At 67.3% G+C, this 26,594-nt stretch carries 32 protein-coding genes; 20 read left to right on the top strand and 12 right to left on the bottom strand.

Translation table 11 applies throughout. The features are described from left to right. The first annotated feature begins 2 nt into the window (after positions 1-2). From EGD98_RS01260 to EGD98_RS01250, 3 genes are read left to right on the top strand one after another with little or no spacing between them, the layout of a single operon-like run. On the top strand, positions 3-899 hold the full coding sequence (locus EGD98_RS01260; RefSeq protein WP_220586534.1) for a thiamine-phosphate synthase family protein: 897 nt from the start codon (positions 3-5) through the stop codon (positions 897-899). Continuing rightward, a complete protein-coding gene (locus EGD98_RS01255; RefSeq protein WP_220586533.1) occupies positions 896-1,564 on the top strand; it encodes a class I SAM-dependent methyltransferase in 669 nt (222 codons plus the stop codon). The genes EGD98_RS01260 and EGD98_RS01255 overlap by 4 nt, the downstream gene beginning before the upstream one ends. A 35-nt stretch (positions 1,565-1,599) precedes the next feature. Next, complete coding sequence (locus tag EGD98_RS01250; protein WP_220586532.1) at positions 1,600-2,850, top strand: hypothetical protein; 1,251 nt, start codon at positions 1,600-1,602, stop codon at positions 2,848-2,850. Here EGD98_RS01250 and EGD98_RS01245 read toward each other — a convergent pair. After that, positions 2,847-3,368 carry an HTH domain-containing protein gene (locus EGD98_RS01245; RefSeq protein ID WP_236039212.1) on the bottom strand — a complete coding sequence of 174 codons (522 nt, stop codon included), beginning with the start codon at positions 3,366-3,368 and terminating at the stop codon, positions 2,847-2,849. The two genes, EGD98_RS01250 and EGD98_RS01245, sit on opposite strands and share 4 nt — an antisense overlap. 482 nt (positions 3,369-3,850) lie before the next feature. Then, on the bottom strand, positions 3,851-4,774 hold the full coding sequence (locus EGD98_RS01240) for a sulfide-dependent adenosine diphosphate thiazole synthase (RefSeq protein ID WP_220586531.1): 924 nt from the start codon (positions 4,772-4,774) through the stop codon (positions 3,851-3,853). A 179-nt stretch (positions 4,775-4,953) separates the two neighbouring features. Between EGD98_RS01240 and EGD98_RS01235 the strand changes: the two genes are divergently transcribed. Beyond that, positions 4,954-5,433: a hypothetical protein gene (locus tag EGD98_RS01235; RefSeq protein ID WP_220586530.1), complete on the top strand. Its 480-nt coding sequence runs from the start codon at positions 4,954-4,956 to the stop codon at positions 5,431-5,433. Positions 5,434-5,463: 30 nt separating this feature from the next. On the opposite strand, the gene EGD98_RS01230 is transcribed toward EGD98_RS01235, so the two are convergent. Next, positions 5,464-6,258 carry a hypothetical protein gene (locus tag EGD98_RS01230; protein ID WP_220586529.1) on the bottom strand — a complete coding sequence of 265 codons (795 nt, stop codon included), beginning with the start codon at positions 6,256-6,258 and terminating at the stop codon, positions 5,464-5,466. Positions 6,259-6,335: 77 nt separating this feature from the next. On the opposite strand from EGD98_RS01230, the gene EGD98_RS01225 reads away from it, so the two are divergent. Continuing rightward, on the top strand, positions 6,336-6,653 hold the full coding sequence (locus EGD98_RS01225) for a hypothetical protein (protein ID WP_220586528.1): 318 nt from the start codon (positions 6,336-6,338) through the stop codon (positions 6,651-6,653). Between the two features lie 8 nt (positions 6,654-6,661). Here the strand turns inward: EGD98_RS01225 and EGD98_RS01220 are convergent, their stop codons facing one another. Then, positions 6,662-7,267 (bottom strand): class I SAM-dependent methyltransferase, encoded by a 606-nt coding sequence (locus EGD98_RS01220; RefSeq protein WP_220586527.1) that lies wholly within the window; start codon positions 7,265-7,267, stop codon positions 6,662-6,664. Positions 7,268-7,345: 78 nt separating this feature from the next. Here EGD98_RS01220 and EGD98_RS01215 point away from each other — a divergent pair, with 78 nt between their 5' ends. Genes EGD98_RS01215 through EGD98_RS01200 form a run of 4 tightly spaced genes read left to right on the top strand, consistent with a single transcriptional unit; the run spans position 7,346 to position 9,712 of the window. Next, positions 7,346-7,522, top strand: coding sequence for a hypothetical protein (locus EGD98_RS01215; RefSeq protein ID WP_220586526.1), 177 nt, complete (start codon positions 7,346-7,348; stop codon positions 7,520-7,522). A 43-nt stretch (positions 7,523-7,565) separates the two neighbouring features. Further along, positions 7,566-8,615: an ABC transporter ATP-binding protein gene (locus EGD98_RS01210; protein WP_220586525.1), complete on the top strand. Its 1,050-nt coding sequence runs from the start codon at positions 7,566-7,568 to the stop codon at positions 8,613-8,615. Beyond that, positions 8,612-9,442 carry an ABC transporter permease gene (locus EGD98_RS01205; protein WP_220586524.1) on the top strand — a complete coding sequence of 277 codons (831 nt, stop codon included), beginning with the start codon at positions 8,612-8,614 and terminating at the stop codon, positions 9,440-9,442. The genes EGD98_RS01210 and EGD98_RS01205 overlap by 4 nt, the downstream gene beginning before the upstream one ends. A 60-nt stretch (positions 9,443-9,502) precedes the next feature. Beyond that, entirely contained in the window at positions 9,503-9,712 is a 210-nt protein-coding gene (locus EGD98_RS01200; RefSeq protein WP_220586523.1) for a hypothetical protein, read from the top strand. On the opposite strand, the gene EGD98_RS01195 is transcribed toward EGD98_RS01200, so the two are convergent. The 3 genes from EGD98_RS01195 to EGD98_RS01185 all read right to left on the bottom strand — a co-directional run bounded on the left by EGD98_RS01195 (position 9,695) and on the right by EGD98_RS01185 (position 13,942). After that, the gene (locus tag EGD98_RS01195; protein ID WP_220586522.1) at positions 9,695-12,265 is read right to left on the bottom strand and encodes an AAA family ATPase; all 2,571 of its coding nucleotides are present in this window, start codon (positions 12,263-12,265) and stop codon (positions 9,695-9,697) included. The two genes, EGD98_RS01200 and EGD98_RS01195, sit on opposite strands and share 18 nt — an antisense overlap. A gap of 1 nt (position 12,266) precedes the next feature. Further along, on the bottom strand, positions 12,267-13,010 hold the full coding sequence (locus tag EGD98_RS01190; RefSeq protein WP_220586521.1) for a 4-phosphopantoate--beta-alanine ligase: 744 nt from the start codon (positions 13,008-13,010) through the stop codon (positions 12,267-12,269). Between the two features lie 95 nt (positions 13,011-13,105). Beyond that, on the bottom strand, positions 13,106-13,942 hold the full coding sequence (locus tag EGD98_RS01185; RefSeq protein ID WP_220586520.1) for a pantoate kinase: 837 nt from the start codon (positions 13,940-13,942) through the stop codon (positions 13,106-13,108). 111 nt (positions 13,943-14,053) lie between these two features. On the opposite strand from EGD98_RS01185, the gene EGD98_RS01180 reads away from it, so the two are divergent. From EGD98_RS01180 to EGD98_RS01165, 4 genes are all read left to right on the top strand, one after another. Then, complete coding sequence (locus EGD98_RS01180; RefSeq protein WP_220586519.1) at positions 14,054-14,356, top strand: UPF0175 family protein; 303 nt, start codon at positions 14,054-14,056, stop codon at positions 14,354-14,356. Next, positions 14,353-14,865 carry a PIN domain-containing protein gene (locus EGD98_RS01175; RefSeq protein ID WP_220586518.1) on the top strand — a complete coding sequence of 171 codons (513 nt, stop codon included), beginning with the start codon at positions 14,353-14,355 and terminating at the stop codon, positions 14,863-14,865. The genes EGD98_RS01180 and EGD98_RS01175 overlap by 4 nt, the downstream gene beginning before the upstream one ends. A 162-nt stretch (positions 14,866-15,027) precedes the next feature. Beyond that, positions 15,028-15,402, top strand: coding sequence for a prefoldin subunit beta (locus tag EGD98_RS01170; protein ID WP_220586517.1), 375 nt, complete (start codon positions 15,028-15,030; stop codon positions 15,400-15,402). 4 nt (positions 15,403-15,406) lie between these two features. Further along, positions 15,407-15,643 carry a DUF3194 domain-containing protein gene (locus EGD98_RS01165; RefSeq protein WP_220586516.1) on the top strand — a complete coding sequence of 79 codons (237 nt, stop codon included), beginning with the start codon at positions 15,407-15,409 and terminating at the stop codon, positions 15,641-15,643. Positions 15,644-15,709: 66 nt separating this feature from the next. Here EGD98_RS01165 and EGD98_RS01160 read toward each other — a convergent pair whose 3' ends face one another. Together EGD98_RS01160 and EGD98_RS01155 are read right to left on the bottom strand one after the other, a co-directional pair. Beyond that, entirely contained in the window at positions 15,710-15,988 is a 279-nt protein-coding gene (locus tag EGD98_RS01160; RefSeq protein ID WP_220586515.1) for a DUF8142 family protein, read from the bottom strand. 41 nt (positions 15,989-16,029) lie between these two features. Then, complete coding sequence (locus tag EGD98_RS01155) at positions 16,030-16,311, bottom strand: DUF8081 domain-containing protein (RefSeq protein WP_220586514.1); 282 nt, start codon at positions 16,309-16,311, stop codon at positions 16,030-16,032. Positions 16,312-16,387: 76 nt separating this feature from the next. Between EGD98_RS01155 and EGD98_RS01150 the strand changes: the two genes are divergently transcribed. From EGD98_RS01150 to EGD98_RS01140, 3 genes are all read left to right on the top strand, one after another. Then, the gene (locus tag EGD98_RS01150) at positions 16,388-16,831 is read left to right on the top strand and encodes a bifunctional nuclease family protein (protein WP_220586513.1); all 444 of its coding nucleotides are present in this window, start codon (positions 16,388-16,390) and stop codon (positions 16,829-16,831) included. Positions 16,832-16,932: 101 nt separating this feature from the next. Continuing rightward, on the top strand, positions 16,933-18,996 hold the full coding sequence (locus EGD98_RS01145; protein WP_220586512.1) for a bacterio-opsin activator domain-containing protein: 2,064 nt from the start codon (positions 16,933-16,935) through the stop codon (positions 18,994-18,996). A 110-nt stretch (positions 18,997-19,106) separates the two neighbouring features. Continuing rightward, on the top strand, positions 19,107-19,397 hold the full coding sequence (locus EGD98_RS01140) for a HalOD1 output domain-containing protein (RefSeq protein ID WP_220586511.1): 291 nt from the start codon (positions 19,107-19,109) through the stop codon (positions 19,395-19,397). 37 nt (positions 19,398-19,434) lie between these two features. On the opposite strand, the gene EGD98_RS01135 is transcribed toward EGD98_RS01140, so the two are convergent. Then, positions 19,435-20,979: a (R)-citramalate synthase gene (locus tag EGD98_RS01135; RefSeq protein WP_425433339.1), complete on the bottom strand. Its 1,545-nt coding sequence runs from the start codon at positions 20,977-20,979 to the stop codon at positions 19,435-19,437. A 142-nt stretch (positions 20,980-21,121) separates the two neighbouring features. Next, complete coding sequence (locus tag EGD98_RS01130; protein WP_220586510.1) at positions 21,122-21,487, bottom strand: DUF192 domain-containing protein; 366 nt, start codon at positions 21,485-21,487, stop codon at positions 21,122-21,124. 218 nt (positions 21,488-21,705) lie between these two features. Here EGD98_RS01130 and EGD98_RS01125 point away from each other — a divergent pair, with 218 nt between their 5' ends. Together EGD98_RS01125 and EGD98_RS01120 are read left to right on the top strand one after the other, a co-directional pair. Then, on the top strand, positions 21,706-22,407 hold the full coding sequence (locus EGD98_RS01125) for a DUF2270 domain-containing protein (protein WP_220586509.1): 702 nt from the start codon (positions 21,706-21,708) through the stop codon (positions 22,405-22,407). A 138-nt stretch (positions 22,408-22,545) separates the two neighbouring features. Further along, the gene (locus EGD98_RS01120; RefSeq protein ID WP_220586508.1) at positions 22,546-23,157 is read left to right on the top strand and encodes a DUF7097 family protein; all 612 of its coding nucleotides are present in this window, start codon (positions 22,546-22,548) and stop codon (positions 23,155-23,157) included. A gap of 153 nt (positions 23,158-23,310) precedes the next feature. Here EGD98_RS01120 and EGD98_RS01115 read toward each other — a convergent pair whose 3' ends face one another. Continuing rightward, positions 23,311-23,865, bottom strand: coding sequence for a hypothetical protein (locus tag EGD98_RS01115; RefSeq protein ID WP_220586507.1), 555 nt, complete (start codon positions 23,863-23,865; stop codon positions 23,311-23,313). 177 nt (positions 23,866-24,042) lie between these two features. Here EGD98_RS01115 and EGD98_RS01110 point away from each other — a divergent pair, with 177 nt between their 5' ends. Next, a complete protein-coding gene (locus EGD98_RS01110) occupies positions 24,043-24,612 on the top strand; it encodes a GMP synthase subunit A (protein WP_220586506.1) in 570 nt (189 codons plus the stop codon). A gap of 80 nt (positions 24,613-24,692) precedes the next feature. After that, positions 24,693-26,555, top strand: a complete 1,863-nt coding sequence (locus tag EGD98_RS01105; RefSeq protein ID WP_220586505.1) for a DUF2070 family protein — start codon at positions 24,693-24,695, stop codon at positions 26,553-26,555. Positions 26,556-26,594 lie beyond the last annotated feature (39 nt).

The raw sequence follows: 26,594 nt of genomic DNA, 5'->3' as shown, positions 1-26,594 counted from the left end.
GCATGCGCTTCATCGAGGAGGTCGTCGTCGACGAGTTCCTGCCGACGTACCGCTCGCTGCTGGCCGAGGCGCTTCGCGAGCGGGGGCTCACCCAGTCGGCGGTCGCGGAGCTGCTTGGCATCAGCCAGAGCGCGGTCTCGAAGTACGTCCACGGCGAGGTCGAGCGCAACGAGCGGTTGCTCGACCACCGCGGACTGGCCGAGCTGGTCGAACGCATCGCCGAGGGGCTGGCAAGCGGGGAGATGAGCTCCGTCCAGGCGCTCGTCGAGACGGAGGTGTTCGTCCGCGAACTCGAACAGGGCGGTGTGCTCGCCCGCCTCCACGAGGAGGCCGTTCCTGAACTGGCGGACTACGACGGCGAGTTCGCGGTCCACGACCCCGACTCCCAGCTTCGGGCCGCAGAGCGGACCCTGTCCGCGGTCCGGCGCGGGCTCAGAGTGCTCGAGAACACGAGCGGCTTCGCGACGCTCATCCCGGCGGTCGGCTCGAACCTCGTGCAGACCCTGCCCGACGGCGACGGCATCGACGACGTGGCGGCCGTGCCGGGCCGGATTCTCGACGTGAAGGGGCGGGCCACCATCCCGGCCGAGCCGGAGTTCGGCGTGAGCGAACACGTCGCGTCCGTCGTCCTGGCGGCGCGTGCGGCGGGCAGTCCGGCCGTGGCGGGCCTGAACGTCCGCTACGACGAGTCCGTCGTCGAGTCACTCGTCGGGGCGGGCCACACCGCCGTCGAGTTCGACGCGGAGGTAGCCGTCGAACCGGCCATCGCCGACGCGCTCGCAGACGACCCCGAGGCCGACGTCGTCTATCAGACCGGCGGGATGGGCGTCGAGCCGGTGGTCTACCTGCTCGGTCCGGACGCCGTGACCGTCGCCGAGTGGGCTCGCGACGTCCTGTGAGAGCGCCGACGAGCGGGGAGTTCTACGAGCGGTGGGCGACCGTCTACGACCGCGTCGCCAGGCTCCCCGGACTGCGCTCCTGGCGAGGCGGCGCCGTCGACGCTCTCGACCTCGCGCCGGGCGACACTGTCGTCGAGATGGGGGTGGGAACCGGTGCGAACGTCCCCGAGCTACGCGAGCGGGTCGGCCCCGGCGGCCGGGTCGTCGGGCTCGACATCACCGCCGAGATGCTACGGACGGCGCGGCGCCATCCCGAGCGGACCGGCGCCGGCGTGGACTACCTCCGGGCCGACGCCACCCGACCGCCGGTGCGGCGCGTCGACGCCGTGCTGGGGGCGTTCGTGGCCGGCATCTTCCCAGACCCCGCGGCCGCGGTGGACGCCTGGTGTGACTGCGTGGTTCCGGGCGGACGGGTCGCGCTGCTGAACTTCCAGCGCAGCGACGCCGTACTGGGCGCACCCCTGAACCTCGCCTTCGAGGGATTCGTCCGGCTATCGAGTCCAGGCACGCGGCTCTCCGGCGGCTCCCACGCCGACGCCTTCGAGGCTCGCGTGGCGGCGGCCCGGCGGCGACTCACCGAGCGCACGGTCGACCGGCGCTACGAGACCTTCGGGGGCGGCTACCTGGGACTGGTGTCCGGTACCGTGCCCGATGACACCGGATAGTAACCGCTTTGTATCATCTGTCAGTCTGTTATCGTATGTCCACCGGCGAGCTCGTCCCGACCCTGGCGGTCGTCACGCTCCTCGTCCTCGCAGGATGTGCCGGCGTCCCGCTTGGCGAGTCGGACACCACCACGGCATCGCCATCGAACGAGAGCCCGACGGCGTCTCCCACCCCCACTGGGCCGGCATCGGTGACAGTCGACGACGCCGTCACCGTCGAGAACGGAACCTTGCCGGTCAACGCGACGCTGACGTTCAACCGGGTCGAAGCAGTGACCGGCACCGACGTCGACCCGTGGCCAGTCCGTGTGCGGAACCTCAGCGAGTGGCGGGGAAGCGTCCAGCAGGTCGGTGCCCTCCCGCTGAACCGGGCGCTTGGCTTCGAGAACGTCTCGGCGGACTGGAGCGAGCCGACCGGCGTCACGCTGCAGGGCGCCGTCTACGTCCATCCGGGTGATGGGTCAGCGGCCAAGACCGAGCGGGTCCTCGCCCACGAGTACGCCCACCTCGTCCAGCAACGGACCACCATGTTCCCGTGGCAGGGGCGCCTGGATGGGCCGCGGCCGACCACCGACCTGCTGCTGACCCGACGAACCCTCGTCGAGGGCGGCGCCGTCTTCGTCGCCGACGCCTACACCGAGCGGTATCTGGACATCCAGAGCAACACCGCCTACGCCCGCGGGCTGTACCGCAACGGCTCCGCGACCTACCGATCGGCGCTGGCGCCCTACGTCTTCGGGAGCCAGTACGTCGAGTACCGCATCGACGACCCCGCGAACCTCTCGGCAGCCTACGAGAACGCGCCGCGGACGACCGAACAGGTCATCCACAACGAGACGCCGAGCGAGGAGCCGCCGGCGAACCTTACAGTCCGGCACCAGACGGCCGACCGGAGCAGCTGGGAGTTCGTCCGGAACGACACCCTCGGTGAGATGAGCACGCGCGCCACGCTGGATACGGAACTCGACCGCGAGCGGGCGGCCGCCGCGGCGGCCGGCTGGGGCAACGACCGGCTCCTCGCCTTCCAGCACGCCACGAACGACAGCCGCTACGGATGGGTCTGGGTCATGCGCTGGGACAACGAGACCGAGACCGACGAACTCGAAGATGCGCTCCTGGACTACACGTACACCCGCAGGCAGAACAGCGACGCAGCGTTCAACTACCGGGCGCTCGACGACACGACCGTCGCAGTCGTGTTCGGTGACGCCGAATTCGCGAACGCAGCCGACCTTCGGGCCACTGACGGAACCGTGAGTGTCATCGTCTCCGCGTCGGAGGACTAGCTCGTCGGTCGTTCCGTCGCCGGCAGCACCGCGTCGGTGCCCGCGCCTGTCGGGGTCCGTTTCTCGTCGGCCTCCAGCGCGTCGAGGAACGCCGGAATCGTCCAGGTTTTCGTCCCGTCCGTACAGGGGTAGATACCCACGAGGTCGCCGTCCTCGTAGGCGGCCGCGAGCAGCATCGGCGTCCGCAGCACGTCCTCGCTGTCCCCGACCAGCAGCGAGGTCGTCCGCGTCTCGAAGGGCGGCCGCAGGCTCAGCCCGCGGTCGGCGGCCCAGTCCTCGAAGCCTGCAATCGTCTCGAGCAGGTCGTCTTGCGTGTCGTCGCCGGTCAGAGCGATCTCTTCCGGCCAGGCCGTCACCGAGAAATCGTCGAGCGCACCGGCCGTCCGCAACGCGCTCAGCCGGTCGATGACCGTCGTCCGCGGCCCACACACCGGCCGCCTGACCCAGAGTGAGACTTCGAGGCCGCCGGTGTCACCGCCCGAATCATGGTCGGTCGTCTGTTCGGTTTCGTTCGGCATAGTGTGGTAATCATACATCTATTTCCGTCTGAGTCGGAAATGTGTATGTATTATCGTGATATAAGTGTTTCAATAGAAATAATGGCTTCCAGGGCAGCGCCCGGCGGAAAGCTGGGACCGCAGTCGACTCGAACGAGGGTTCTCACTGGGTCACTCCGTTCGACTGTCGGAGGCTTCGAAGGAAGCAAGAAGTCTCTCTGCTGGCTGGTCGCTACGCTCGCCGTTCGCGGTTACCGAGAGGTCTCGCTCGTCTCACGGTGCAAAGCGCCGTTCGACTGAAACGAGATTTCTCCCTTCGGTCGACGTCCCGCTGCTCGCGGGTCGCTACGCTCGCGGTTTCACCGCTCGCTGGCGATGCGCATCGCGCATCGCTCTCCCCGCTGCGCTTTGTCGAGGTTCTTCCCTGCGGTCAGAACCTCGCTCGTCTCGCGGGCTACGCCCGCTCGACTTGTAAGAGATGTCTCACTCCGTTCGACATCTCTCTAGTCGTCAGCGGGCGCCGGACCACTCGTCGACAGCGTCACGTCGGGCGCGTCGACCTGCAACTCGTCCAGTGCGGCCTGGGCGGCCTTCTTCCCGGAGACGAGCATGGCGCCGAAGGTCGGGCCCATGCGCGGGAGGCCGTGGGTGGTCGCCGTCGCCATGCCGGTCGCGATGAGGCCGTCGTGGACCTTCCCGGTGTGTTCGACGACGGCGTCCTCGCTCTCGCCGACCCACATCGAGTCGTGGCCCGGCGAGTCGTGGCCCGGTGCGCCGTAGGTGTCGCCACCGGTCTGGTCCATCCCGGTGTCGCCAGCTTCGGGGCCCTCGCCCTCGAGGACGCCCCGCTCGTCGAGCTTCTTGACCGCCATCGCGTCGTGGCCCGTCGCGTCGATGACGATGTCGGACTCGACGGCGATGGGGTCGACACAGGTGATTTCCCGGGGCAGCGCGTGGACCGGCGTCCAGTTCATCACGATGCCGCCGACGCGGTGGTCGTCGCGGATGACGATGTCAGTGAACTCGGTCATGTTCTGCATCTTCGCACCGGCGTCACAGGCAGCCTTGATGAGACCCGAACAGGCCTCGGGTCCGTTGGCGACGTAGAGGCCCTCGCTCTCCTCGGACTGGAGGTAGTCCACGTCGAGGTCCGCCAGAATCTCCTGAGCCGGGTCGCGCACGGTGACCTTGTTCATCAGGAAGCCGCCGAGCCAGAAGCCGCCCCCGAGGTAGTTGTTCTTCTCGACGACCATCACTTCGACACCGCGCTCGGAGAGCTCCTTCGCGGCCATCAGGCCGGAGGGGCCACCGCCGATGATGATGACCTCCGTATCGGAGTAGTCCATGAACTCCTCGGTCCACTCCTGGCCGATTGCGCGGGTCACCTGTGCCTCGCCGACGTCGCTGAACTGGTCAAAGTCCTCCATATCACCTAGTGGTATTCGAGCGTGGTAGAAAGTCGTTTTGGTGTCAGGACTGGCCGGTGTCTCGAACGACGGCACGAGACGGCGGGCGTGAAGCCGAAGGATTCGAAGTTCGGCCAGTTCGTTGTCCGCTAAATTACGAAGGCAGAAAGGATATAAGAAGTGTCGGAAAAACAACCCCTATGTCCCACAGAAGAACACTCCTCTCCAGCCTTGCTCTGGGTGCTATCGGACTCGCTGGCTGTAGCTCGCTCCGTGGCCACCGAGGGTATATCTATTTGAAACATATCCAGGGACAGCAGGAACCGAACGAAGAGTTCGAAGATGTCCTGGTTGCCGCCCGTGACGACGAAAATGGGGGCAGACAGGGCTCCGTCGCCGACCGGTGGGAGGAGTACGTCGACAACCCGAAAGCGCCGACCGTCTCGGAGTCGTTCCACGAGACACTCCACCGCGAGTACCACGAAGTCGCATACCTGGCCAGATTTTGTAGCGAACAGCTCGATAGCGGTTCCTACGGCTGTATCAAAGATGACGTCGACCGCGAGGATTTCAATCAGGCACAGGTCTACGACCGCGTCCAAGCGCGCCATCTCGACGAGCAAGACCGCATCGAGATATACAGCGTCGTCGAGAGCTGGACACCGACCGACTCGACGTAGTCGGCAGGTCTCCGCTCGTTCGGTAGTATCCTATGCCCAGGCGACCAGCCCGGCTTCGGTCAGGATATCCGCGCCGCCGTCGGGCTGGCAGACGGCCCACCGGGAGCGGTCCGCATCCTCGGGCAGGAGGTGTTCCGGGACGAGCGGCATCGGGACCGGCGCGTAGCCGCCCCGGCGCATCGCCGTCGGGCCGGGGAACCGCTCGACGACCTCGTCGCCCTCGGTCACCTCGAAGCGGCCGTCGTCGGCCCGCCGATAGGCGTACTGGAAGGCGTGCCGTTCCGGCGCGGCGAGCGCGTCGACGTGCTCGAAGACGGCGACGATTTCGGTGCCGACGGAGAGCTCCAGCCGCGGCCGCCCCTCGTCGACGCGGACCTCGCGCCACTGGAGGTCCGACGCCGGGGCGCGGGCGCAGGCGTAGCTGCCGTCCGACAGGGGCACCCGGTCGGGGCCCTTGTAGAACTGCCGACCGTCGGGCTCGTCGGCGGCGACACAGGCCGGCTCGCCAAGCACCGTGGCGACGACCTGGGTCAGCGTCGTCCCGGTATCCTCGGTGGAGGGGACGACGAAGAGGCAGTCGCGGTCCTCGCGGAGGGCGTCGGCAAAGCGCGGGACCAGCCCCGCGGGGCCGATATCGGCCTCCGTCAGCGGTTCGATGGCGACGGGACGGGGGTCGCTGGGCTCGACGAGCCCCACGGCGTCGGCGGTCGGCTCGGCCAGCGCCGGCGGGCCGTCGAGGCTCCGTTCGGGCCGGACCGTCACGTCGTAGCCGGCCCGCTCGCACAGGGAAACGGCGTGGTCGCGGACCGAGGGATAGACGGGCATTAGCTGGACTGAGGGGCCCGGCGGACAAGAAGGCATCCCACCGTGACGTTTTCCCCCTGCGAGCGCCGAGTCGGGGTATGACGGATGGCGCGACGGCCGACGGAGACCTCACCGCTCGAATCGAAACGACGGTGGCGGAGCGTCTCGGTGACGGCGTCGAGTGGGCCCTCAGTGAGGACTCGACGGACCAGGTGACAGTCGCCCTCCCGGACCGCCGGCTCGTCGTCCATCGCCGGGACGGCCCGGCGGGCGTCGACCACTGGACGCTCGAACTCGCGGCCGACGGCGCCACCGTGAGCAAGTTCGGGCCGTTCGAGACCGTCGACGCCCTGACCGAGCGAATCGGGTCGCTACTCGACAGCGAGGTCCGCTACACCGTCTGCTGTGACGGGTAGCCGGCGCCTTAGCTCTCCTGTCGCGCGAGGACGGCGTAGAAGGGGTCCTGTCCAGGCTGTTCGCGGTACACGTCAGTCACGGTGAGGCCCGCGGCCCGACAGTACGAATCGACGAGGCTGGCCCGGCCGTCCATCGACGCCGTGCGCCACGCCCGGACCGCCTTCGTAGGAAACATCCGGTTGGTGAAGGTCACGACGAGGACACCCGCCGGCGCGAGCACGCGAGCGAACTCCGAGAAGACCGCCTCGGGATACTGGAGATACTGGACCGACAGCGCACACAGAACCGCGTCGCAACTGTCCTCGGCAAGCGGGAGCGACTGGTCGCGGTTAAAATCCTGCAGGAACCACTCGTCAAGCCGGTCGTTCTCGGCGAGTTCGGCCTCGTTGAGGCCGTGGCCGACGACGCGCTCGAAGGAATACGTCGGGAGATGGGACACCCAGCTACTCATCGCGTCGAGGACGCGGTCGCCCGGTTCGAGCACGTCGGCGTACAGCTCGGTCAGTCGCGTCTGGAAGGGGTCGTCGGCGTGGGTCACGAACCGGGGGCTATCGTAGAACGCAGTGTCGTCGCCCGAGTCGAGCTTCGACCGCTCGCGGTCCGAGAGGGGCATACCAGATGTACGGGACTGTCACGGAAGACCCTCTCGACGGCACAACTGACTATAGGGGCCACCACGTACCGTGTCGGCATGGGTCAGTGGAAAGACCATCTCGTCAACGGTGTCGTCTCGCTCGTAATCAGCGTCGCTATCACGGTCTGGATGGCCGACGACGACGACGGTCCGTGGGACCTCTCCGATATGGCCCTGGCCGCCGGCATCTCGGGCTTTTTCTCCGGGCTGTTCACCAGCTACTTCGCGAAGTAGCGCGCGGCTGTAGCTTATCCATCTCGGCGCCCTAGCCGTGCCGATGACAACCCGAGAGGACGGGGTCGTACGGGACGGTGCTGCGGACGACTCGGCCGCACGGTCGGACACTGGGACCCGCGAGGAACACGGGAACGGCGAAACGGAGCCCCCCGCCGTCGCCGTAGACGGGCTCCGGAAGACCTTCGGGACGGGCGAGGACGCGGTGACGGCCGTCGACGGCGTCTCCGTCGCCATCGAGCGGGGCTCCATCGTCGGGCTTCTCGGGCCCAACGGCGCCGGCAAGACGACGCTCATCAAGTGCGTTCTCGGGATGGTACTGCCCGACGAAGGCAGCGTCCATATCGGCGGCATCGACACGCGTGCGGACCCGCGGGCCGCCTACGCGCAGGTCGACGCGATGCTCGAGGGGGCCCGAAACGACTACTGGCGGCTCACCGTCCGGGAGAACCTCCGGTACTTCGCGACCATCAGCGGCGTGGACCCCGACTCCGTCGCGGCGCGCCACGACCGGCTGCTGGAGCGGCTGGACCTCACGGCGAAGGCCGACGTGGCGGTCCGTGACCTCTCGCGGGGGATGAAACAGAAGGTCTCGCTCGCGAGCGTGCTGGCCGGCGGCGCGGACGTCGTCTTCCTGGACGAACCGACGCTGGGTCTGGACGTAGAGAGCTCTCGCACCCTCCAGCGGGAACTCCGGCGGCTCGCGACCGAGGAGGAACTCACGGTGGTGCTCAGCAGCCACGATATGGACGTCGTCGAGACGGTGTGTGACCGCGTCGTCATCGTCTCGGAGGGGTCGATTGTGGCCGACGACAGCGTCGACGCGCTCGCCCGGACCGACGACACCCACACCGTCCAGTTGACGAGCGGTGACTTCGACGAGACACTGACGGCGGCGTTGCGCGAGCGGTTCACCGTCACGACTATCGAGCGCCGTGGGGCCGACACACGCCTCGAGGTGCGGGCCGACAGCGACGACCTCTACGCGCTGATGGCACACCTGCGGAACCACGACGTGACACTGGAAGAGGTGACGACCGTCGAACCGGACCTCGAAGACGTGTTCGTCGAGATTACCGGGGGGAGACGATGAGTTCGCACAGCGGCGACGGACCGGCGAGCTCGTCCGACGGCGACGGGCCCCGCCCAGCGGGTTATTATCACCTCGTCCGGGCCGTCCTCTACCGTGAGTACCTCGTCTTCGTTCGCTATCCGGCCAACGCCGTCGGCGGCATCGTCATCGCGTTGTTTTTCTTCGGCCTGCTGTTCTACGGCGGCCGGATGGTCGCCGGCCGGGCGCTCACCGACTCCATCGAGGGCATCATTGTCGGCTACTTCCTCTGGACGCTCTCGGTCGGCGCCTACTCCTCGATTTCGAACGATATCGGGAGCGAGGTCCAGTGGGGGACTCTGGAACGACACGTGATGACGCCCTTTGGCTTCGCGCCCGTCGCGCTGCTGAAAGGCGTCGCGAAGCTCGTCCGAACCTTCCTCACGTCGACGTTCATCCTGTTCGTGATGATACTCGTCACCGGCACCACACTCAGTCTGAACGTCTTCACAGTGGTCACTATCGCCGGGCTCAGTATCGTCTCGGTGCTGGGGCTTGGCTTTGCCGCGGGTGGAATCACCGTGCTGTACAAGCAGGTCGGCAACTGGCTGAACCTCCTGCAGTTCGGGTTCATCGTGCTCATCTCAGCGCCCGTGTTCGAACTGGGCTGGACGCGGGCGCTGCCGCTGGCCCACGGCAGCGCCTTGCTCCAGCGTGCGATGCTGGACGGGACGCGGCTCTGGGAGTTTTCCCCCGCCGACCTCGGGCTACTGCTTGCCACTGCGGTCGGCTATCTGGGCGGCGGCTATCTGGTCTTCCAGTACACGACGCGACGGGCACGGAAACTGGGTGTGCTGGGAGACTACTAGCGGGGCGTCGCCAGCGGGACCGGCACAAGGCACTAGATGTCAGCACCCATACGTGTTCGTATGAACCACTGGCAGAAGTCGCTCATCAACGGCGTTCTCTCGGGTGCAATCAGCGTCACGGTACTGCTCACGGTAGCAGATGACGACGGGCAATGGGGGCGGACCGACGTGGCGGGCGCAGCCGGTCTCGCGGCGTTTTGTTCGGGTGTCGTCGCGAGCGTCGCCGCGCGGTCGCCAGCCGTCGAAGCGGGGCTAGCGTCCCAGTTCTGACGTGAGGTCGTTCTCCGCGTAGCGGTCGGCCTCGCCCCAGTCCTCGATGCTGGAGTGGGTCTCCCACACCGCCGTCTCCAGATGTTGCTGCTGTATCTCGGAGCCGTCCCGCAGCGCGTGGCGGGCGGCGTCCTCGGCCAGCAGCTCGATGTCGCTGGCGGCGTAGCCCTCGGTCGGTTCGATAACGGCGTCCCAATCGATGTCGTCGGCGATGGGGCGGTCCGAGAGGTGAATCTCCAGAATCTGCCGGCGGGCTGTCGCGTCCGGCGGCGGCACCTCCACACGCTCGTCGAAGCGGCCCGAGCGGCGCAGCGCGCTGTCGACGTCCTCGACGAAGTTGGTCGCACCCACCGTCACGACGTCGTGTTCGGCGGCGCCCTCGACCTCGGTCAGGAGCTGGTTGACAAGCTGTTGCTGGTTGTCGCTGGTCGACCCGCGCCGGGAGCCGGCGACGCCGTCTATCTCGTCGATGAAGAGGATACACGGTGCGTTCGCCCGCGCGATTTCGAACAGGTCGGCGACGTTGCTGGCCGGTTCGCCCATCCACTTGCTGGAGAGGTCCGCTGGCGTCACCTCGATGAAGCTGTGGCCGAGTTCACCAGCCAGCGCGCCCGCGAGGTGAGTCTTCCCACAGCCCGGCGGGCCGTAGAGCAGGAGGCCAGAGAGCACGTCGATGCCGTACTCGTCGTAGGCCTCGCTGTTCTGGACCGGCTCGATGACGGTGTTCTGGAGGCGCTCTTTCAGCTCCTCCATCCCGCCGACGGAGGTGAAATCGCGGCCGGGCTCGGGCTCGACGAGGTTCGTCGCCTGCAGGTCGACGCCGTCCGGCTGGACGACCCCGCCCTCGGCGGCGTCGGCCGGGTCTATCCAGTCCGGGATGCTCGTCGAGGACTCCTCGGCTTCGGCCTGCAGGTGGTCGGTCCCGATCGGGGCGTCCTCCCGCAGCGCCGCCCGAGCGGCGTTCTCGGCCAGCAGTTCGAGATCGCTGGCGGCGTAGCCCGCGGTCGCCTCGACGACGGGTTCGAGGTCCAGGTCCTCGGCGGTGGGCCGGCCGGCCAGGTGGAGCTTGAGAATCGACCGGCGGGCCTCGGCGTCGGGCTCGGGCACCTCGACGCGCTCGTCGAAGCGGCCCGACCGGCGGATGGCCCCGTCGACGTCGTCGACGAGGTTCGTCGCACCGAGGACGACGACGTCCTCCTCGGCGATGCCCTCCAGTTCGGTCAGGAGCTGGTTCACCAGCTGCTGCTCGCTGGAGTTCATGTTCGAGTCGCCGTCGCGGTCGCCGGCGATACCGTCTATCTCGTCGATGAACAGCACACAGGGGGCGTTCGCTCGCGCGATGGCGAACAGCTCCTCGACCTTCTGGGCCGGTTCGCCCATGTACTTGCTCGTCACGTCGGAGGGGCTGACCTCGATGAAGGCGTGGTCGACCTCGCCGGCCAGCGCGCCGGCGACGTGGGTCTTCCCACAGCCCGGCGGGCCGTGCAGCAAGACGCCGTTGACGACGCCGATGCCGTACTCTTCGAAGGCATCGGGGTCCGCCAGCGGGCGGACGACCTTGTGGTTGAGCGTATCGAGCAGGTCGCTCATCCCGCCGACGTCGGCGAAACTTCGGTCGGGGTCCGGGTCGACGACGCTCTCGGCCTCCATATCGACGCCGTCGGGCTGGACGACCTCGGGTTCGCCGTCGGACTGGCCGTCACTCGCGCCCTGGCGGTTGACCGTCGGGGCACCCGAGGAGCCCTCGCCGGTTGGCTCGCCACCGCTGCCACCGGAAGTGCTCTCTCCGCTGCCACCGGCGCCACCGCCCGTCTGCCCGATGCGCTCACGAATCGCCCGCTCGACGCGGTCTGGGTCGGCCTCGTAGCCGAACGTGGCCAGCCGCCGGGGCTGCTCGCTGACGAAGGCCGAGAGCCAGCCGTGCTGGCGCATCTCCTCGGCCGACGACTCCGGGTCGCGGAAGGAGACCAGCGCGATGTCGTCCGAATGCGGCGAGTGGAACTCGGCGAGCCAGAACGGGAGGTAACAGCGTTCGATGCCGGTGACCCCGCCGAACCCCTCGGGGTCGAAATCACCGGGGAGGCCGTACGACTCCCGAAGCTTCCGCAGGAAGACGTTGGCAGTGGTGCCCCGCTGCTCGCGGTACTCCTCGATACGTCGCGGGAGCAGTGACTCGGCCTCGTCGGTCGGCACCTGGAACTGCATGAGGACCGACCGGCCGAGATTGGGCGTGTTGGCACCGAAGTCGTAGTCGTTGGTCGCCCGCCGGACCAGCTCGTCGGTCCCCTCGGCGTACCGGGACAGCTCGGCGTCGTTGTCCTCCCATAAGCCGTCCAGTAGCGCCGTGGCCGTCTTCTCCTCCGTCCCGAACAACTGCCCTTCGTCGGTCTCGTAGCGGTACTCGACGCGGAAGACCGGGTAGAACACCCGATGGAGGCGTTCGAGCTGTTCGTCGTCACCAAACTTCGTCAGCGACCGCCCGGAAAGCGTCTCCCGGACCGTCTCCTCGTCGGGGAGACGGCGGTCGGTGTAGATGTACGGTGCCAGCCCCATCTCAGGCACCCCCTCGAATCGCCGCTTCGGCGTCGGTAAGCGCCGTACTGGCGTCGAAACTGTCGATGGCCGTCCGCTGTGCGTCCCGGTCCTCGTGCAGCTCTCGCGCGTGCTCGGTGATGGCCGGAATAGCCCGGATGATGTTGTCGACGATAGGGACCGTCGCGACCTGTGCCGACCGCGAGAGGGGGTTGAGGTCGACGACGAGTTCGGTCTTGCCCATCTCGCCCAGCGCCTCGGCGCGGTCGCCGTCCTCTAGGGGAACCAGCACCACGTCGGCGTCGCCGATGCCGTCGGCGTCGACCTTCGCGCGCTCGTGGTCCAGCCCCGGAATCCGACCGTCGGCGGTCAGTCCCCTGACCGCCTCGGCGCCGTGCTGCTTGAGATACTCGGCGATGCGTTCGATGCGCTCCTCGGTCCGGTTGAACAGGTTCACTTCGAGGTCGGCCCCCGTCACCTCGCTCAGCTCGACCAGTTCACCCGGAACGAGCGCCGCGGCGTTGCCGTTGACCGAGATGACCGCGTGTTCCGCCGAGAGGAGGTACGCGGCGGCCGCCCGCTCGGCCCGGTCGGCGCTGTCGATGGTCTCCTCGCCCAGCAGGTAATCGTACGCTTCGCCCCGTCCCTGTGCGATAAGCCCCTGTCGGGAGGTGATTCCCATATCGACTCCCGCCTCGATGCGGTGGCGAGTCAGCAGTGACTCGTACCGCGGGTGACTCTCTGGCACGTCGACGTCGTCGCTCATATGCTTCCTACTGTTGGTACGTGTAGAAAAGTCCTCCGTACCTGCGTCACGAGATAGCACGGTTCCGGTGTGGCGATTCACCGGGCGTCCGTCGGTCACCCCTCGCTGTCCAGCGTCGCGCCCGCGGGGTAGGTCGCACACGAGCGGGCGTCGTAGCCGGCGTCGGTCAGCCCGGACCCCAGCGCGAACACCGTCTCGCCCAGCATCGCCATCGCGGCGTCGCCGTCGGCCTCGATGACGTCCGCGACGACCGCCTCCACGTCGTCGGTCAGCAGTTCCGCCTCGCGGGAGAACTGCCGGGCTGCCCGCATGACCGTCGGCAGCGTCGGTTCTTTGACGACCATCGAGAGCGCGCGCTCGCCGGCGGTCGTCAGGGCCTCGGTGTCGCCGCCGACGACGTCCGGCGTCGACAGTTCGCCCAGCGTGTAGTACTCCACGCGGGCCCGCTCGGGGACGGCGTCGACGTAGTTGTACTGGGGGCCGCCGGGTTCCAGCCGCAGCGGGACCCCGCCCCGCGCCTGCGCGACCACGTCGCCGAGCCCGGTGCCCGCCTGTACGTCCGCACCATGGGCGATGGTGACGAGTTCGTTGTACGAGAGCCCGCGGTCGAGGGCGGCGTTGGTCGCCAGCGCCGTTCCGAGGGCCATCGCTCCGGAGACGCCGAAGCCGGCGCCCAGCGGGAGCGGCGTCTCGGCGGAGACGTGTGCCTCTGCCCGCAGTGCCGAAAGGACGCGCTCGACGGCGTCCATCTCGACCGCCTCGCCATTGAGTTCGACCGTCGTCTCGGTGGCTGGTTCGACCGTCACCGAGACGCCGTCCGAGAGCGCGATGCCGCCACCGCGGGAGCCCGTCTTCGTCGGGTCGTCGCCCCGGTCCACGGTGAAGAAGCCGGTCACGTGGCCCGGCACGAACGCCCGTGCGTCGTCGCTCATTGGGATGCATGGGAGCCCCCGACGGGTAAGCGTTGACGGTTCGGCACAGCGCGGCCGTCGTGGGTCGCCCCCTACATTGATGTATGTATACGATATATTAGTACGTATACGATGCCGACCATTAGCGCACGACTCGGCGACGAAGAGAAGGCGGAGCTCGACGACGTGGCCGACCTGCTCTCGGAGGACCGGTCGACGACCATCCGGAAGGCCCTCGGCGAGGGTCTGGAGACGCTGCGCGTGCGGGTCGCCGTCGAACGGTACCAGTCCGGGGACGTCTCCACGGCCGAGGCCGCACAGATAGCGGACTGCTCTATCGCCGAGTGGCTGGACGTGGCCCGCGAACGGAACCTGACGACACAGCTCCAGCTGTCGGACCTGGAGCTCGACGCCGACACCGCCGCCGAGCTATGACACGCATCTACGTCGGCCCAACGTCACTGTACAGCCTGGGGCAGGTGGGCGAACTCGCCTTGCTTTCGGCGTTCGACGGCGACGTCGTCGTCCCGGCCCCGGTCGCCGACGCCGTGGACGTCGAGCCGGCCGCAACGAACCTCGGAGAGTACCTCGACAGCGGGGTCGAGACGGGTGTCGACGAGGCGTTCCTCGACGGCGCGCGGGCCGTCCTCGGGGCGAAAGACGTGGGCCCGGCGGAGACGATACTCGCGGGCGTGCTGGCTCACCGGGACCAGCGGGACCGCTCGGCCGTCGCCGTCGTCTCCGAGGACCGCACCGTCCGCCGCACCGCGCAGGGACTGGGCGCCGAAGTCACGAGCAGCTTCGGCGTGGTCGTTCGTGCCGCCATCGAAGACAAATACCTGAGCCCGACCCAGGCAAAGCGTATCGTCCGGCGCATCGATCAACATGGGATGCACCTGACCGGGGAGCTGCGCGAGCGGGCGGTCGGGGAGATTGCGGAGTGAACTCCGTACAGCCGTGAGCGAGCGGGCGGTAGGCGAAGTGGCGGAGTAGTACGCTGACCAGCCCGCAACGGGGCCACAGTGACGGTATCGGGTTCTGGGCGCTTTGCGTGGCCGGGAAACTGAAAGCGTGGGTTTAACAGTGCGGACCCCGACCGGGCGAGTATGCAGGGTAACCTTCCGCCGGAAGCACAGGAGAAGCTCGAGGAGCTGCAGGACCTTCAGGAGACCGCACAGCAGGTCGCGACACAGAAACAGACGGCCGAGTCGGAGCTGCAGGAGTCCGAGACCGCACTAGACGAGCTCGACGACGTCGACGCCGACACCACGATGTACCGAGAGGTCGGCGAGCTGCTCGTGAAGACGGACCTCGACGAGGCCCGCGAGGACCTCGAAGAGAAGGTCAGCAACCTCGAAGTCCGCGTCGAGACCCTCGAAAAGCAGGAAGAGCGCGTCCAGGAGCAGTTCGAGGAGCTCCAGAGCGAGCTCCAGCAGATGCTCGGTGGCGGCCCGGCAGGCGGCCCCGGCGCCGGCGCATAAGGCAATGGCGACCGACGACGAGGTCGTAGAGACGGCCGCCGACGCGGCCGAAGACGTCATTTTTGCTCGGCTCAGCGTGAGCGAGGTCGAGGACTACGACGTGACAGTCACCTTCGAAGAGCGGGTGCTCGACGTGGACATATACGTCAAGGCACCCGACGCGAGCGCCGACGAGGAGCGGGTCGCCGACGACGCGGCACTGGCCGCGCGCGGCGCCGTCGACGAGCTGCTGACGGACTGACGTCGCTATCGAGGTGACCGGTTCGCACGATTCGTGCGAACCGTCACAGCTCGTGCGATTGTCACGTCACGTTCTATCGCTCGCGAACCCGGTTCTGAACGCGATCCAGCCCAGTACGCTGACGAACAGAATCGGCGGCAAAATCATGAATCCCCACAGCGGGTCCAGCCCCCACCCGAGCAGGAGGACGAGGTCGAACAGACCGATGGCGACAAAGGGCGCGATGAACAGCGTGGCCTTCTTGCGGCTCATCCCCTCGACGAGACCCTCGTCGTCGTCCTCCAGCAGGTCCGCCGTCGTCCGCTCGGTGGGCTGGTCGAGGCCGGACTCAGCGGTGTCGTCCATACCGTCTCTGGGGCCGCCAGGGGCAAAAGTATCGCGTTCCCCTACCGGTCCGTGATAGTCGCCTGCTGGCCCGACCGCTCGGCGCCCGCGTCGCGAAAGCGGCGGCCGACCAGGTAGCCGTCGGCGTCGCCGGCGGCCCAGGCGGGGGCGTCCTGGACCCACACCGTCGCGCCGGCACTGGAGCAGGCCCGCGCCCACTCCCGAGCCAGGGGCTTCGAGTCGAACAGTCGAGTGGGGCCCTCGCGGTTGACCCACCGGCCGGCGCGTGCGCTCACACGGCGCGCCGACGGTTTCACGGCGACCAGATACCCCTCGTCGGTCACAGAAGAGACACACGCCCTCGTCCGGTAAAACGACAGCGGGCTAGTTTTTCATACCTACACGCCGAAGCAGATTTATATGGAACACGAGGCCACGGTCGAGGGGGTCGGCGTCGGTGTCAGCGAAGAAGGGTCGGGGACGCCGGTGGTACTCTTGCGTGCGCGCGAGGAGATCGTCCCGATATTCGTCAGCACCGACCAGGCCCAGTCGATGCAACTCGCCATCGACGGCGAACCCTTCGAACGGCCGCTGACCCACGACCTGCTGGTCGAGATGGTCGCGGAGTTCGGTGGGGCCATCGACCGTGTGCGCATCGACGACCTCACCGACGGGACCTTCTACGCGAAGATAGACACCGAACAGTACCTCGAGGACCGGCGCAAAGAGATGGTGTTCGACGCCCGCCCGTCCGACGGTATCGCCATCGCCCTGCGGGTGGACTGTCCGTTGATAGTCTCGGACGAAGTAATCGACGTAGCCGGCCGCTCGCCCGAGGAGTTCGACGCCGACGAGGAGCTGTAGGGGCGACCGCCACAGCCGGCGTGACTACCTGCACCGGTCTGGTACGGAGCCGGGAGCGAAGCTGAGACTATGCTTTCCACGCTCAGGTTCCTGAAGCGTCTATGGAAAACTCAGGTGCGGAGCCACGGGTGGACCACGCGACCGACGCGTCGGCATCACCGCTAGGGTTACTCGACCTTCTGATAACGCGACTGGCCGAGCCAGCGGTCGTACTGGACGGATCGCTGACTATCGTATCGACCAACGACGCGTTCGCGACGCTCGTCGGCGCCGACGACACACCCGTCGGCAAGCCACTCACAGCGGTCCTCCCGGGACTGACCGCCGAGACAGTAGCGGAGACTATCGAGCAGTCCGGCGAGTACGTATCGGTCCGAATCGGGACTGCCCCCGAGCGGTGGGCCGAGTTCGGGTTCGACCGCCATGGCACACATATCCTCTGTGTTGGCCGGGACCGAGGGGTCGACCGCCGCGTCGAACTACAGCGGAACCGGACAGCGGTGACCGACCTGCAGCGGGCGACACCGGACCTGCTCGGCGCCGAGAGCAGGGAAGCCGTCGCCGAATGCATCGTCGAGACGGCGACCGACGTACTCGGGCTGTCGGGCGCGACGCTGTATCTGTTCGACGCCTGCCGGAACGTGCTGTGGCCGGCGGGCGTCGACGGACGGCCGGGCGCCGACGCGCGAGCGCCGGTCGGTGGCGCCGACGACGGTATCGTCCGCGAGGTGTTTCTCGAGGGGACGGCCACGACGGTCGAGAGCGGCGACCGCTACCAGCCGCTGGGGGACTACGGCGTGCTCCACACCGTCTGCGGTACGGACCAGCGCGACCGTCAAGACTGCGAGCGGCGCCCTGGACCAGGCGACGAACGCACGCGCGGTAGGGTCGACCGGCTCGCCGAGAGAGCAGTCGCCGCGCTCGGACGGGTCGACCGGGAAGCGACGCTCCGGGAGCGCGACGCGACCCACCGCGAGCAGGCCGAACGCGTCACCGAGCTGGAACGGGAACTGTCGCTGGTGCGCCGAGTCCACCGGGTACTCGTGGACGCCGACACCGTCGGCGATATCGAGTCGGGAATCTGTACGGCACTGACGGCGTCGGACTGGCTGTCGTTCGCGTGGGTCGGACGGGTCAGGGACGGCGGGGTCGAGCCCCGGGCCTGGTCGGGCGCCGGGTCGGACTACCTGGAGACCGTCTCGCTCTCGACCGACGACCCACAGGCCCCGCCGGCCGTCCAGACAGTCGCCTCGAACCAGCCGACGACCGTCGACGCCGTGGCCGAGGATATCGGGGGGCACCACTGGTGCAGGGCGGCCATCGCTCGGGACTTCCAGGCGGCCGTCAGCGTCCCGCTCCGGACCGACAGTGTCAGCTACGGCGTGCTGACGGCCTACGCCGACCAGCCCGTCGAGTGGGACGACTCGCTCAGGTCGGTGTTCACCGAACTCGGCGACAGTGTCGCGACGGCCGTCCGCGACCGGGAGCGCCAGGCCCATCTGGCCGCCGACACCGTCGTCGAACTGGACTTGCGCGTCACCGAGCCGGACGCCACACTGGAGCGACTGGCTGGCACACTCGGGGCGACGGTGTGCTGTACGGAGGCGATTCCGGTCGATGGGGAGCGGACGCGACTGTTCCTTACGGTTCCGGGCTTCGACGGCGACGCCGTCGGCGGGGCCGCCAGAGCTGTCTGTGGCGTCGACTCGCTGGCGGCCGTCGCCGACGGGGACCGCTACGAGCTGGTCGCCCGCGAGCCGACCGTCGTCGGTCGGGTGGTCCGCCACGGCGGGCACCTCGACACGGCGTGTGTCACGGATGAGGAGATGTCGCTGACGGTCACGCTCGCCGCCGACGCCGACGTGCGCGCGTTCCTCGACCGGCTGGCGAACGGCCACGCGGACATCACGCTGACGGCGCGGCGCCAGCAGCCGGCAGAGACCCGGTCTCGCGATGGGATACGTCGCTCGCTCGAGGCCGTCCTGACTGACCGCCAGCTCGAAGCGCTCCAGACAGCCTACGGTAGTGGCTTCTTCGAGTGGCCCCGGGAGACGACCGGTGAGGGAGTCGCCGAGATGCTCGGGGTCGCACAGCCGACGGTAAACCGCCATCTCAGAGTCAGTCAGCGGAAGCTGCTCGAGCTGGTCTTCGAAGACGTAGCGTGACAGCGAGTCACAGAACTATACTCGTAGTGTCGCCCCGCGGGCGTGGCTATCAGGGTAGCCAGAACCGGCTTCATGGTCCCATCGGTAGGGAGAGACAGCGAGTTCAAATAATGACAGGCAATCTCAATGACCGGATCGTCCCAGAAACGGAGCCGCTGAGCCACGCCGTCGTCGTCGCCGTCGCGGAGCAGAAGGGTGTCGACCCGCTCGATCTGAACGAACGCCTCTACGACTGCATCGACCCGGACGCGTTAGACGCGCTGTTTACCGCCGCCGGGCAGGACGCCTGCGGGACGGTCCAGTTCTTCATGGCCGGCTGTCAGGTGGAAGTGTCGGCACAGCGCCGAGTGACTGTCGAGCAGTTCCACGAGGAGCCCTCGACTGCCGAAGCGCGAGTGTAACGCGGAAAACGGTCCCAGCTTCTGCTGAATTCGTCCGCTAGTCGTCGGCGACCAGCGTCTCGCTGTCGTCAGAGACGAGGCGGTCCATCGCGTCGACCATCGCCCGCACGGAGGCCCGTGTAATGTCGGAATCGCTGGCCGAGACGGCGACGCTGTCGTCCCCGCGTGACATCTCTATCTCGACGGTGACGATGGCGTCCGTCCCGCCGGTGATGGCGTCGACGTGGTAGTCTTCGAGGGTGGCGTTGGCGGTGTGAGAGAGGGCGTCTTCGGTCGCGTTCATCGCGGCGTCGACGGGGCCGGAGCCGACGGCTGCGGCCTTGCGCTCCTCGCCGTCGACGGAGAGGCGCACGCTCGCGGTCGGCGTATCGGAGCCCGAGACCGCAGTCAGCCCGAGCAGTTCGACGCGGCGGTCCTGGGACTGGCCCGTGACCTCGTCGGCGATCGTCAGCAGGTCGGCGTCGGTGACCCGCTTGCCGCGGTCACCCAGTTCCTTCACGCGACCGACGATCTCGTCGAGCTGGTCGTCGGTCGCCTCGACGTCGTGTTCGTCGAGTGCGGCCTCGACGCCGGCGCGACCGGCGTGTTTACCCAGGGCGAGGCGGCGCTCGCGGCCGACCTTCTCGGGCGGGTAGGGCTCGTACATCGCGTCGTCTTTCAGGGTGCCGTCGGTGTGGATGCCCGACTCGTGAGTGAAGGCGTTCTGACCGACGACGGCCTTGTTGGGCGCCAGCTGGATACCGGTGCGGTTGGCGATGAGCTTCGCGAGGTCGTACACCTCCGTGAGGTCCATCGACTCGACGCCGTAGCCGTGGTCTAAGGCGATGGCGACCTCTTCGAGGGCGACGTTGCCGGCCCGTTCGCCGATGCCGTTTATCGTCCCGTGAACCAGGTCCGCACCCGCAGCGACCGACACGAGGGCGTTCATCACAGCCAGCCCAAGGTCGTCGTGGGTGTGGGTGCTCACCGGGCCCAGCTCTGAGAGCCGGGAGACGCATTCGAGGGCGCGGTCCGGCGTCGCGTGGCCGACGGTGTCGGCCCAGCAGATACGGTCCGCGCCGGCGTCGAGCGCCGCCGCGAGCAGCTCTTCGAGATAGTCGAGGTCTGCCCGGGAGCCGTCCTCGCCGATGACCTCGACCCACAGCCCGTGGTCCTTGGCGTACTCGACGAGTTCGACCGTCGACTGGACGTTGTCCTCGCGGGAGGTGCCGACCTTGTCCTCGACGTGGCGGTCACTCGCCGGGACGACGAGGTCGATGCCGTCGACGCCACACTCCAGGGCGAGGTCGATGTCGTTCTGGATGCCCCGACAGAAGCTCGTCACCGTGGCATCCAGGTCCAGTTGTGCGACCCGCGAGATAGTCTCGCGCTCGCCGGGACCAGTACAGGCGCTGCCGGCCTCGATGACGTCGATGTCTGCCGAATCGAGCGAGCGGGCGATGGCTGCCTTGTCGTCGGGGGTCAGGGAGACCCCGGGCGCTTGCTCGCCGTCGCGCAGCGTGGTGTCCAGGAACTGTACGCCGTCTACCTCGTCGAGGGGACGCGTCGCTGGGTGGTCCCCGAACAGTGTGTAGTGGCTCACAGAAGATTCACTTCCATCACTCGGGGCGAATTTCACACCCAGTCGCCTCGCGGCGACTTCCTCTATCCTCCGTCGGGTGTTCCGACATAGTATAGGGTACTGGGACGTTCATGGTCTTTAGTCTGGCGGATGCGGTCCGGTGTCAGGACTCCACGACCACCGTATCGCCCACATCGACGTCGTCGGCGCTCCCCGCCGGCAGTTCGATGACGGTGTCGGCCTTCGCGTAGTCGATGGAACGCCACGGATACATCGTCCTGGCTTTGCGGACCTCGTCGTCGGCCAGCCAGACCACGTCTGTCGGGAAGCGAACGAACAGCATGTGGATGACCCGGCGGCGCACCGCGCCGAAGGGCCAGGAGGGTTCGAATCGAAATATCAGCGCGTAGTCGTCCGGAATCGACCGGCGGAACATCAGGCCCTTCGACTTTTCGAGCATCGAGTCGGCCGTGTGGACGTTGGTGGCGAGGACGTGACTTTCCCCGTCAGGGTCGTGGACGACGCGCATACGCTCGCGTGGGTACGTCGCCACGTAAGCGTTCCGTCGGCGCGTCCGGTGTGTCTCGAACGGTAGCGAGTTCGGTAGTGTCGCGACGAGTGACCACGACGACAGACGGGAAAACTTGTAGAGAGAATTCGGCCTGGGCAGCGATGGGCGGCTCTGGGTCGCTCCACGAAAGGTCAGGCAGTTGAACTAGTTTCACTGCTGGTATCGTACCGCTCTGTATGGTCGATGAACCGCCAGACGAGTCAGACCAGGCATCGGAACCCAGGCTCGGCAGCGAGATAACCGGACAGAGCACGGAGATGGTGTCGATACTGGGCGATGCCTATCGCGGGGAACTGGACCGGGAGACGACGTGGCGATCGCGCCTCGACCAGACGACGACCTGGGGGGTAACGGTCGTGGCTGCGATTCTCACCTGGGCCTTCTCCAGTGGCGATAACCCACATTACATCATCATCGTCGGGATGCTGGCTGTCTCGCTGTTCCTGTCGATCGAAGCACGGCGGTATCGCGACTACGATATCTATCGGTCACGGGTGCGCCTCTTCCAGCAGAACTTGCTGGCGGACGCACTCGAACCGTCAGAGGGGCTCAAACACGAGGACTGGCGGGGCAAACTCAGTCGGGATTACCGGACACCGACGCTGAAGGTATCGATATCGGAAGCGCTGGCGAACCGTCTTCGGCGAATTTACCTCCCGTTGCTGGCCGTGTTGCTCGTCGCGTGGCTGTTCCGAATCACGGCGTTCGCACCGAACGAGGAGCCACTGACGACCGCCGCCATCGCCGCCGTCCCCGGCGTTGTCGTCGTCGCTCTCATCGCGCTCTACTATATAACTGCCATCGTAATCGTGCTCTGGCCGCGCGACCGGGAGGCGAAAGGCGAGTTCGAGGAAGGGGACCCGGAAGAGTGGAAGTAATGTCGCTGACACAGGTGGTGGCAGTTGCGTGGTCAACGACTCGGAAAATGACGCTGCCGGCGAGGGTGAGCAGCACGAACCCACGATGAAAACGGTGGAGAGCCAGATACAGGTAGCTGGCGGTCAGAGGCGACAGGCATGGAGAAGGCACCGGGCGGGACGAGCGTCGGCGTCTCCGACCCCTACGACTACGTCGACCGATGTGACTTCGTCACCGACGAAGGGAAGTGCCGGTGGGCGCGCGAACACGGCCACCACGACCCGGAGTTTGCGAACGCCCGCAGCGCCGAGAACTTTCGCTGTCCGGCCGCAGTGGGACCAGATGACGAGCCTCGCGAGACGCCACGCGTCTCGGAACAGGAGAGCGGGGAGCAGTGCGACCCGCGAGCGGACGAGGTCGAGTGGGACTGGAGCGACTGCCCGCACTTCCGCTGTCGCAATCGGGACCGCGAGTGTATCCGCTGTGGGCTCGAAGAGCGCCGCAACGCGTTCGACGACTCGCGGCCGCTGCTGGAGGAACACCACCTCTCCTACGGCGAGTCGGCCAGTGAGGACGAGCTGAGCCACGAGATAACCGTCTTCCTCTGTCGGTGGTGTCACGCGAAGGTTCACAACTCCTGGGCGCGCATCGACGACGACGCCGCCCCCGACCCGGAGGCCATCGCCGAGCAGGAGGGGCGAAAGAGCCAGGAACACTCCGAGATGGGGTTCGAATCCGCTGCCGACCGGTACGACAGCGACGACGAGTAGCAGCGGTCACGTCCGAGAATCGTGGACCGGGCCGACACCGCGCGTCAGCGGCCCCAGCTAGCAGCACGGCCGGTCGAGAGTCGACCCGATTCCCACGCCACCTGGTTCGTCCCGATACTCAGCCGACCGAGCGTGGCCGAGTGAACCCTGACATCAGCACTTCTTTTTCTTGTCGGCGTTGTTTTTGCAGCTCGGGTCGGTGGAGTCGTCGGTCGAGTCGTCCGACGAATCGTCCGTCGAGTCGTCGTTCCCCCCGCCCCCGCCTCCGCCCCCGCCGTCGGTCGTAAACTCGACGACGCCGCCTTTTGCGAGGCGGCCATCGCCCGTCTCAGCGACGATCTGTACCTCGTAGGAGGTCCCCGCCTGGAGGCTGTAGAGGTACTTGTCGAGGGTCTCGCCCTCCTCCTGGCACCGGCCGAATCGGTCGGTACAGTTGCGGTCGAGCGTCTCGTTGGGGAGCCCCTCGCCCGCGACGCCGTACTCGAAGTACCAGCGGCTCACGTGACCGTCGTCGAGCGTGGTTATCTCACCGAGCAGATACGCTGCGCTCTCGGACGCCCAGCCGGGGTCCAGGGTGGTCACCTCGAAGCCATCGTCGGCCGCTGCGGCCGAGCCAGCAGTCGAGCTGACCGCGAGGCCACCGGCCAGCACAGCGCCTGCTCTGTGTAGGACACCGCGTCTGGTTTGCTGTATGGTATCTTCTGACATACACGTAGATGTCAGTGCGACGTGTATTAATTGCGACTCGAAAATGCGGATATGAGCCACGCCCACCAGAGCCTGAACTTTCCAGTTACCGCGTATTAACCGGATGCGAAGAGGGTGACACCATGCCCCATCGGTGTATCAGGAGATATATAGGCCCAGCTAGCCTGTCGGCTACCAATGACCCACATCGTCGTCATCGACAACCACGGCCAGTTCACCCATCTGGAGCAGCGAGCACTCCGGGACATGGGCGTGGACGTGGAACTGCTTGACAACGACACGCCGCCCGAGGAGATCGACGCCGACGGCATCGTCCTCTCGGGGGGTCCGGACATGGACGACATCGGCAACTGCCCCGACTACCTCGACCTGGACGTTCCAGTACTGGGTATCTGTCTGGGGATGCAGCTCATCGCCGACCAGCTGGGCGGCCGTGTCGGCGGCGGCGAGTACGGCGGCTACGCCGACGTGACCGTCGAGATTCTGGACGACGAGGACCCGCTCATCGGTTCGCTCGCCCCGGAGACCCGCGTCTGGGCGAGCCACGCCGACGAAGTGAAGGAGGTGCCCGAAGGCTTTGCCCGCACCGCGACCTCCGACGTCTGTGGCGTCGAGGCGATGAGCGACACCGAGCGCAACCTGTTCGGCGTCCAGTGGCACCCGGAGGTCGCCCACACCGAAGAGGGCGAAGCCGTCTTCGAGAACTTCCTCGCCGTCTGTGACCAGCAGTCGGCGCCACGGCAGTAAGGCAGCCCGCTGTCGGTCGGTTTCGAGGACGTCGATTGGAGCGGCTGGATTTATATAGCCCGGCTGGATGTGATAAATAAATGACTGCCACACAGGGGAACCTTGCGAGCCTCTCCCGCTTTATCTTCCGGGCCCCGAACTGGTACGCTAGCCTCGCCTTTGCCCTGTTCATCGCGGCGCTGACCGGCGTCGCGGCCTTCGACTCGCGGTTCGTGCTCGACGACGCCTGGCAGGGAATCTTCTTCATCGGGCTGCCGACGGCCATCGCCGGCGCGGTGACGCCGTGGGTCGACCGCCGGATGGGCGGCCAGCTCACCCCGAACCGGGCCTCGCTGCTCGCGCTCGTCTGTGAGTGTATCACCATCGCCTTCCTGACGGTGGCGGGCGTCATCGCGGTCCTCAGCGCCCGGCTCGGCGCGAACTTCGTCTTCGACGTCCTGCTGGTCGCGTTAGCCTCTATCTTCGCGTTCCGGCTGCTCATCCTGCTTGCCGTCTCCCGGTACAGCTTCCTGCAAGCGGTCGTGCCGGCCAGCGTCCAGACCGCCGCCGCAGCGGCGATGCTCGCGGTGTACGGCGGGGCGACCACCTACATCCTCGACGACCCTCAGCTCCAGGACTTGCTGGCCCGCACGGAGCAGGCGCCGCCGGCGTTGCAGGGGTTTATCCCGGCTGATTTCGTCCTGCTTGCGGTCATCTGCCTGTTGTACGCGGGGGCCGTGTGGGTGTTCCTGGTCGCCATCGACCGGCCGTGGCGCTCCTCGCTTGGCGTCTCGGCGCTGGATTTCCTGCGGGGCTTCGTCGGCTACCTCGCGGAGGGGTCGGACGAACTGGAGACGTTCTTCGAGGACATCGGCGAGGAGGCCATCGTCCCTGTCACCGTCCTCGCGGTCCGGCGGCCCGACGGCGAGGAGAAGGCCCGCTTCGTCCTGCCGATGATACACCCCGGGCCGATGGGTGAGATAGGCGGCGGCAACCTCCCGAAACGGGTCGCCGAGGTCGCCGACGGGGTCGCCTTCCCGCCCCATGCCACCGCCGGCCACGACTTCAACCTCGTCACCGAGAGCGAGGTCGACACGATTCTCGACGCCGCCGAGAGCGCCTTCGAGGACATCGACTACAGCGCCGAGGCGACGGCGGGCCACCGTCACGAGGAGGGTGAGGCGAGCCTGCTCGGGCAGGCCTTCGGCGAGGACGCCATGGTCGTGACCACCTACTCGCCGGGCTGTGCCGACGACGTGGACTACGCGGTCGGCCTCTCGGCGATGGCGGAGGCCCGCAGCGGCGGACTCGACGACGTGTTGCTCGTCGACGCCCACAACTGCAACGACGGGCTGGAGGGCGAGGACCTGGGCCACGTCGTCCCCGGGAGCCAGCGTTCCTTCGACATGATACACGGGGCCAGCCAGCTCGGCGAGATGCTGGCCGACGCCGAGCGGGGGCAGCTCAGCTGTGGCGTCGCCTGGGCGGAGACGGACTGGGTCCCCGAAGAGGGTATCGGCCCGCTGGGCATCCGGGTCGCCGTCTTCGAGGTCGGCGAGACCCGTACGGCCTACGTCCTCGTCGACGGGAACAACATGGAGCCCGGCCTGCGCGAGCGGATCCTCGACGCCGTCGAGGGCGTCGACGCGGTGGAGGTAATGACCAGCGACACTCACATCGTCAACACGATGGAGGCCGAGAACCAGGTCGGCCAGGTCATCCCCGAAGACGAGGTGGTCGAACAGATAACGGCGCTGGTCGGCGAGGCCATCGACGACCTCGAACCGGTCGAGGCCGGGATGGCGAGCGAACGGGCCGAAGTCACGGTGTTTGGCAACGACCGCACCGAGACACTGGCCTCGACGGCCAACGCGATGGTGTCGATGGGTGGCGCGCTCGCGGCGGCGTTCATCCTCGCGGTGATGGCCGTCAGCGTCCTCATCTTCCTCGTCGCCGGCGTCTGAGACTCCGTTGTACTGATGTACCGGTGATTTGCCGGTACG

This window comes from Haloarcula salinisoli (genome assembly GCF_019599405.1).
GTDB lineage: Archaea > Halobacteriota > Halobacteria > Halobacteriales > Haloarculaceae > Haloarcula > Haloarcula salinisoli.
Note: the sequence above shows the minus strand (reverse complement) of the source record. Positions and strands in the feature narration are given on the sequence as shown.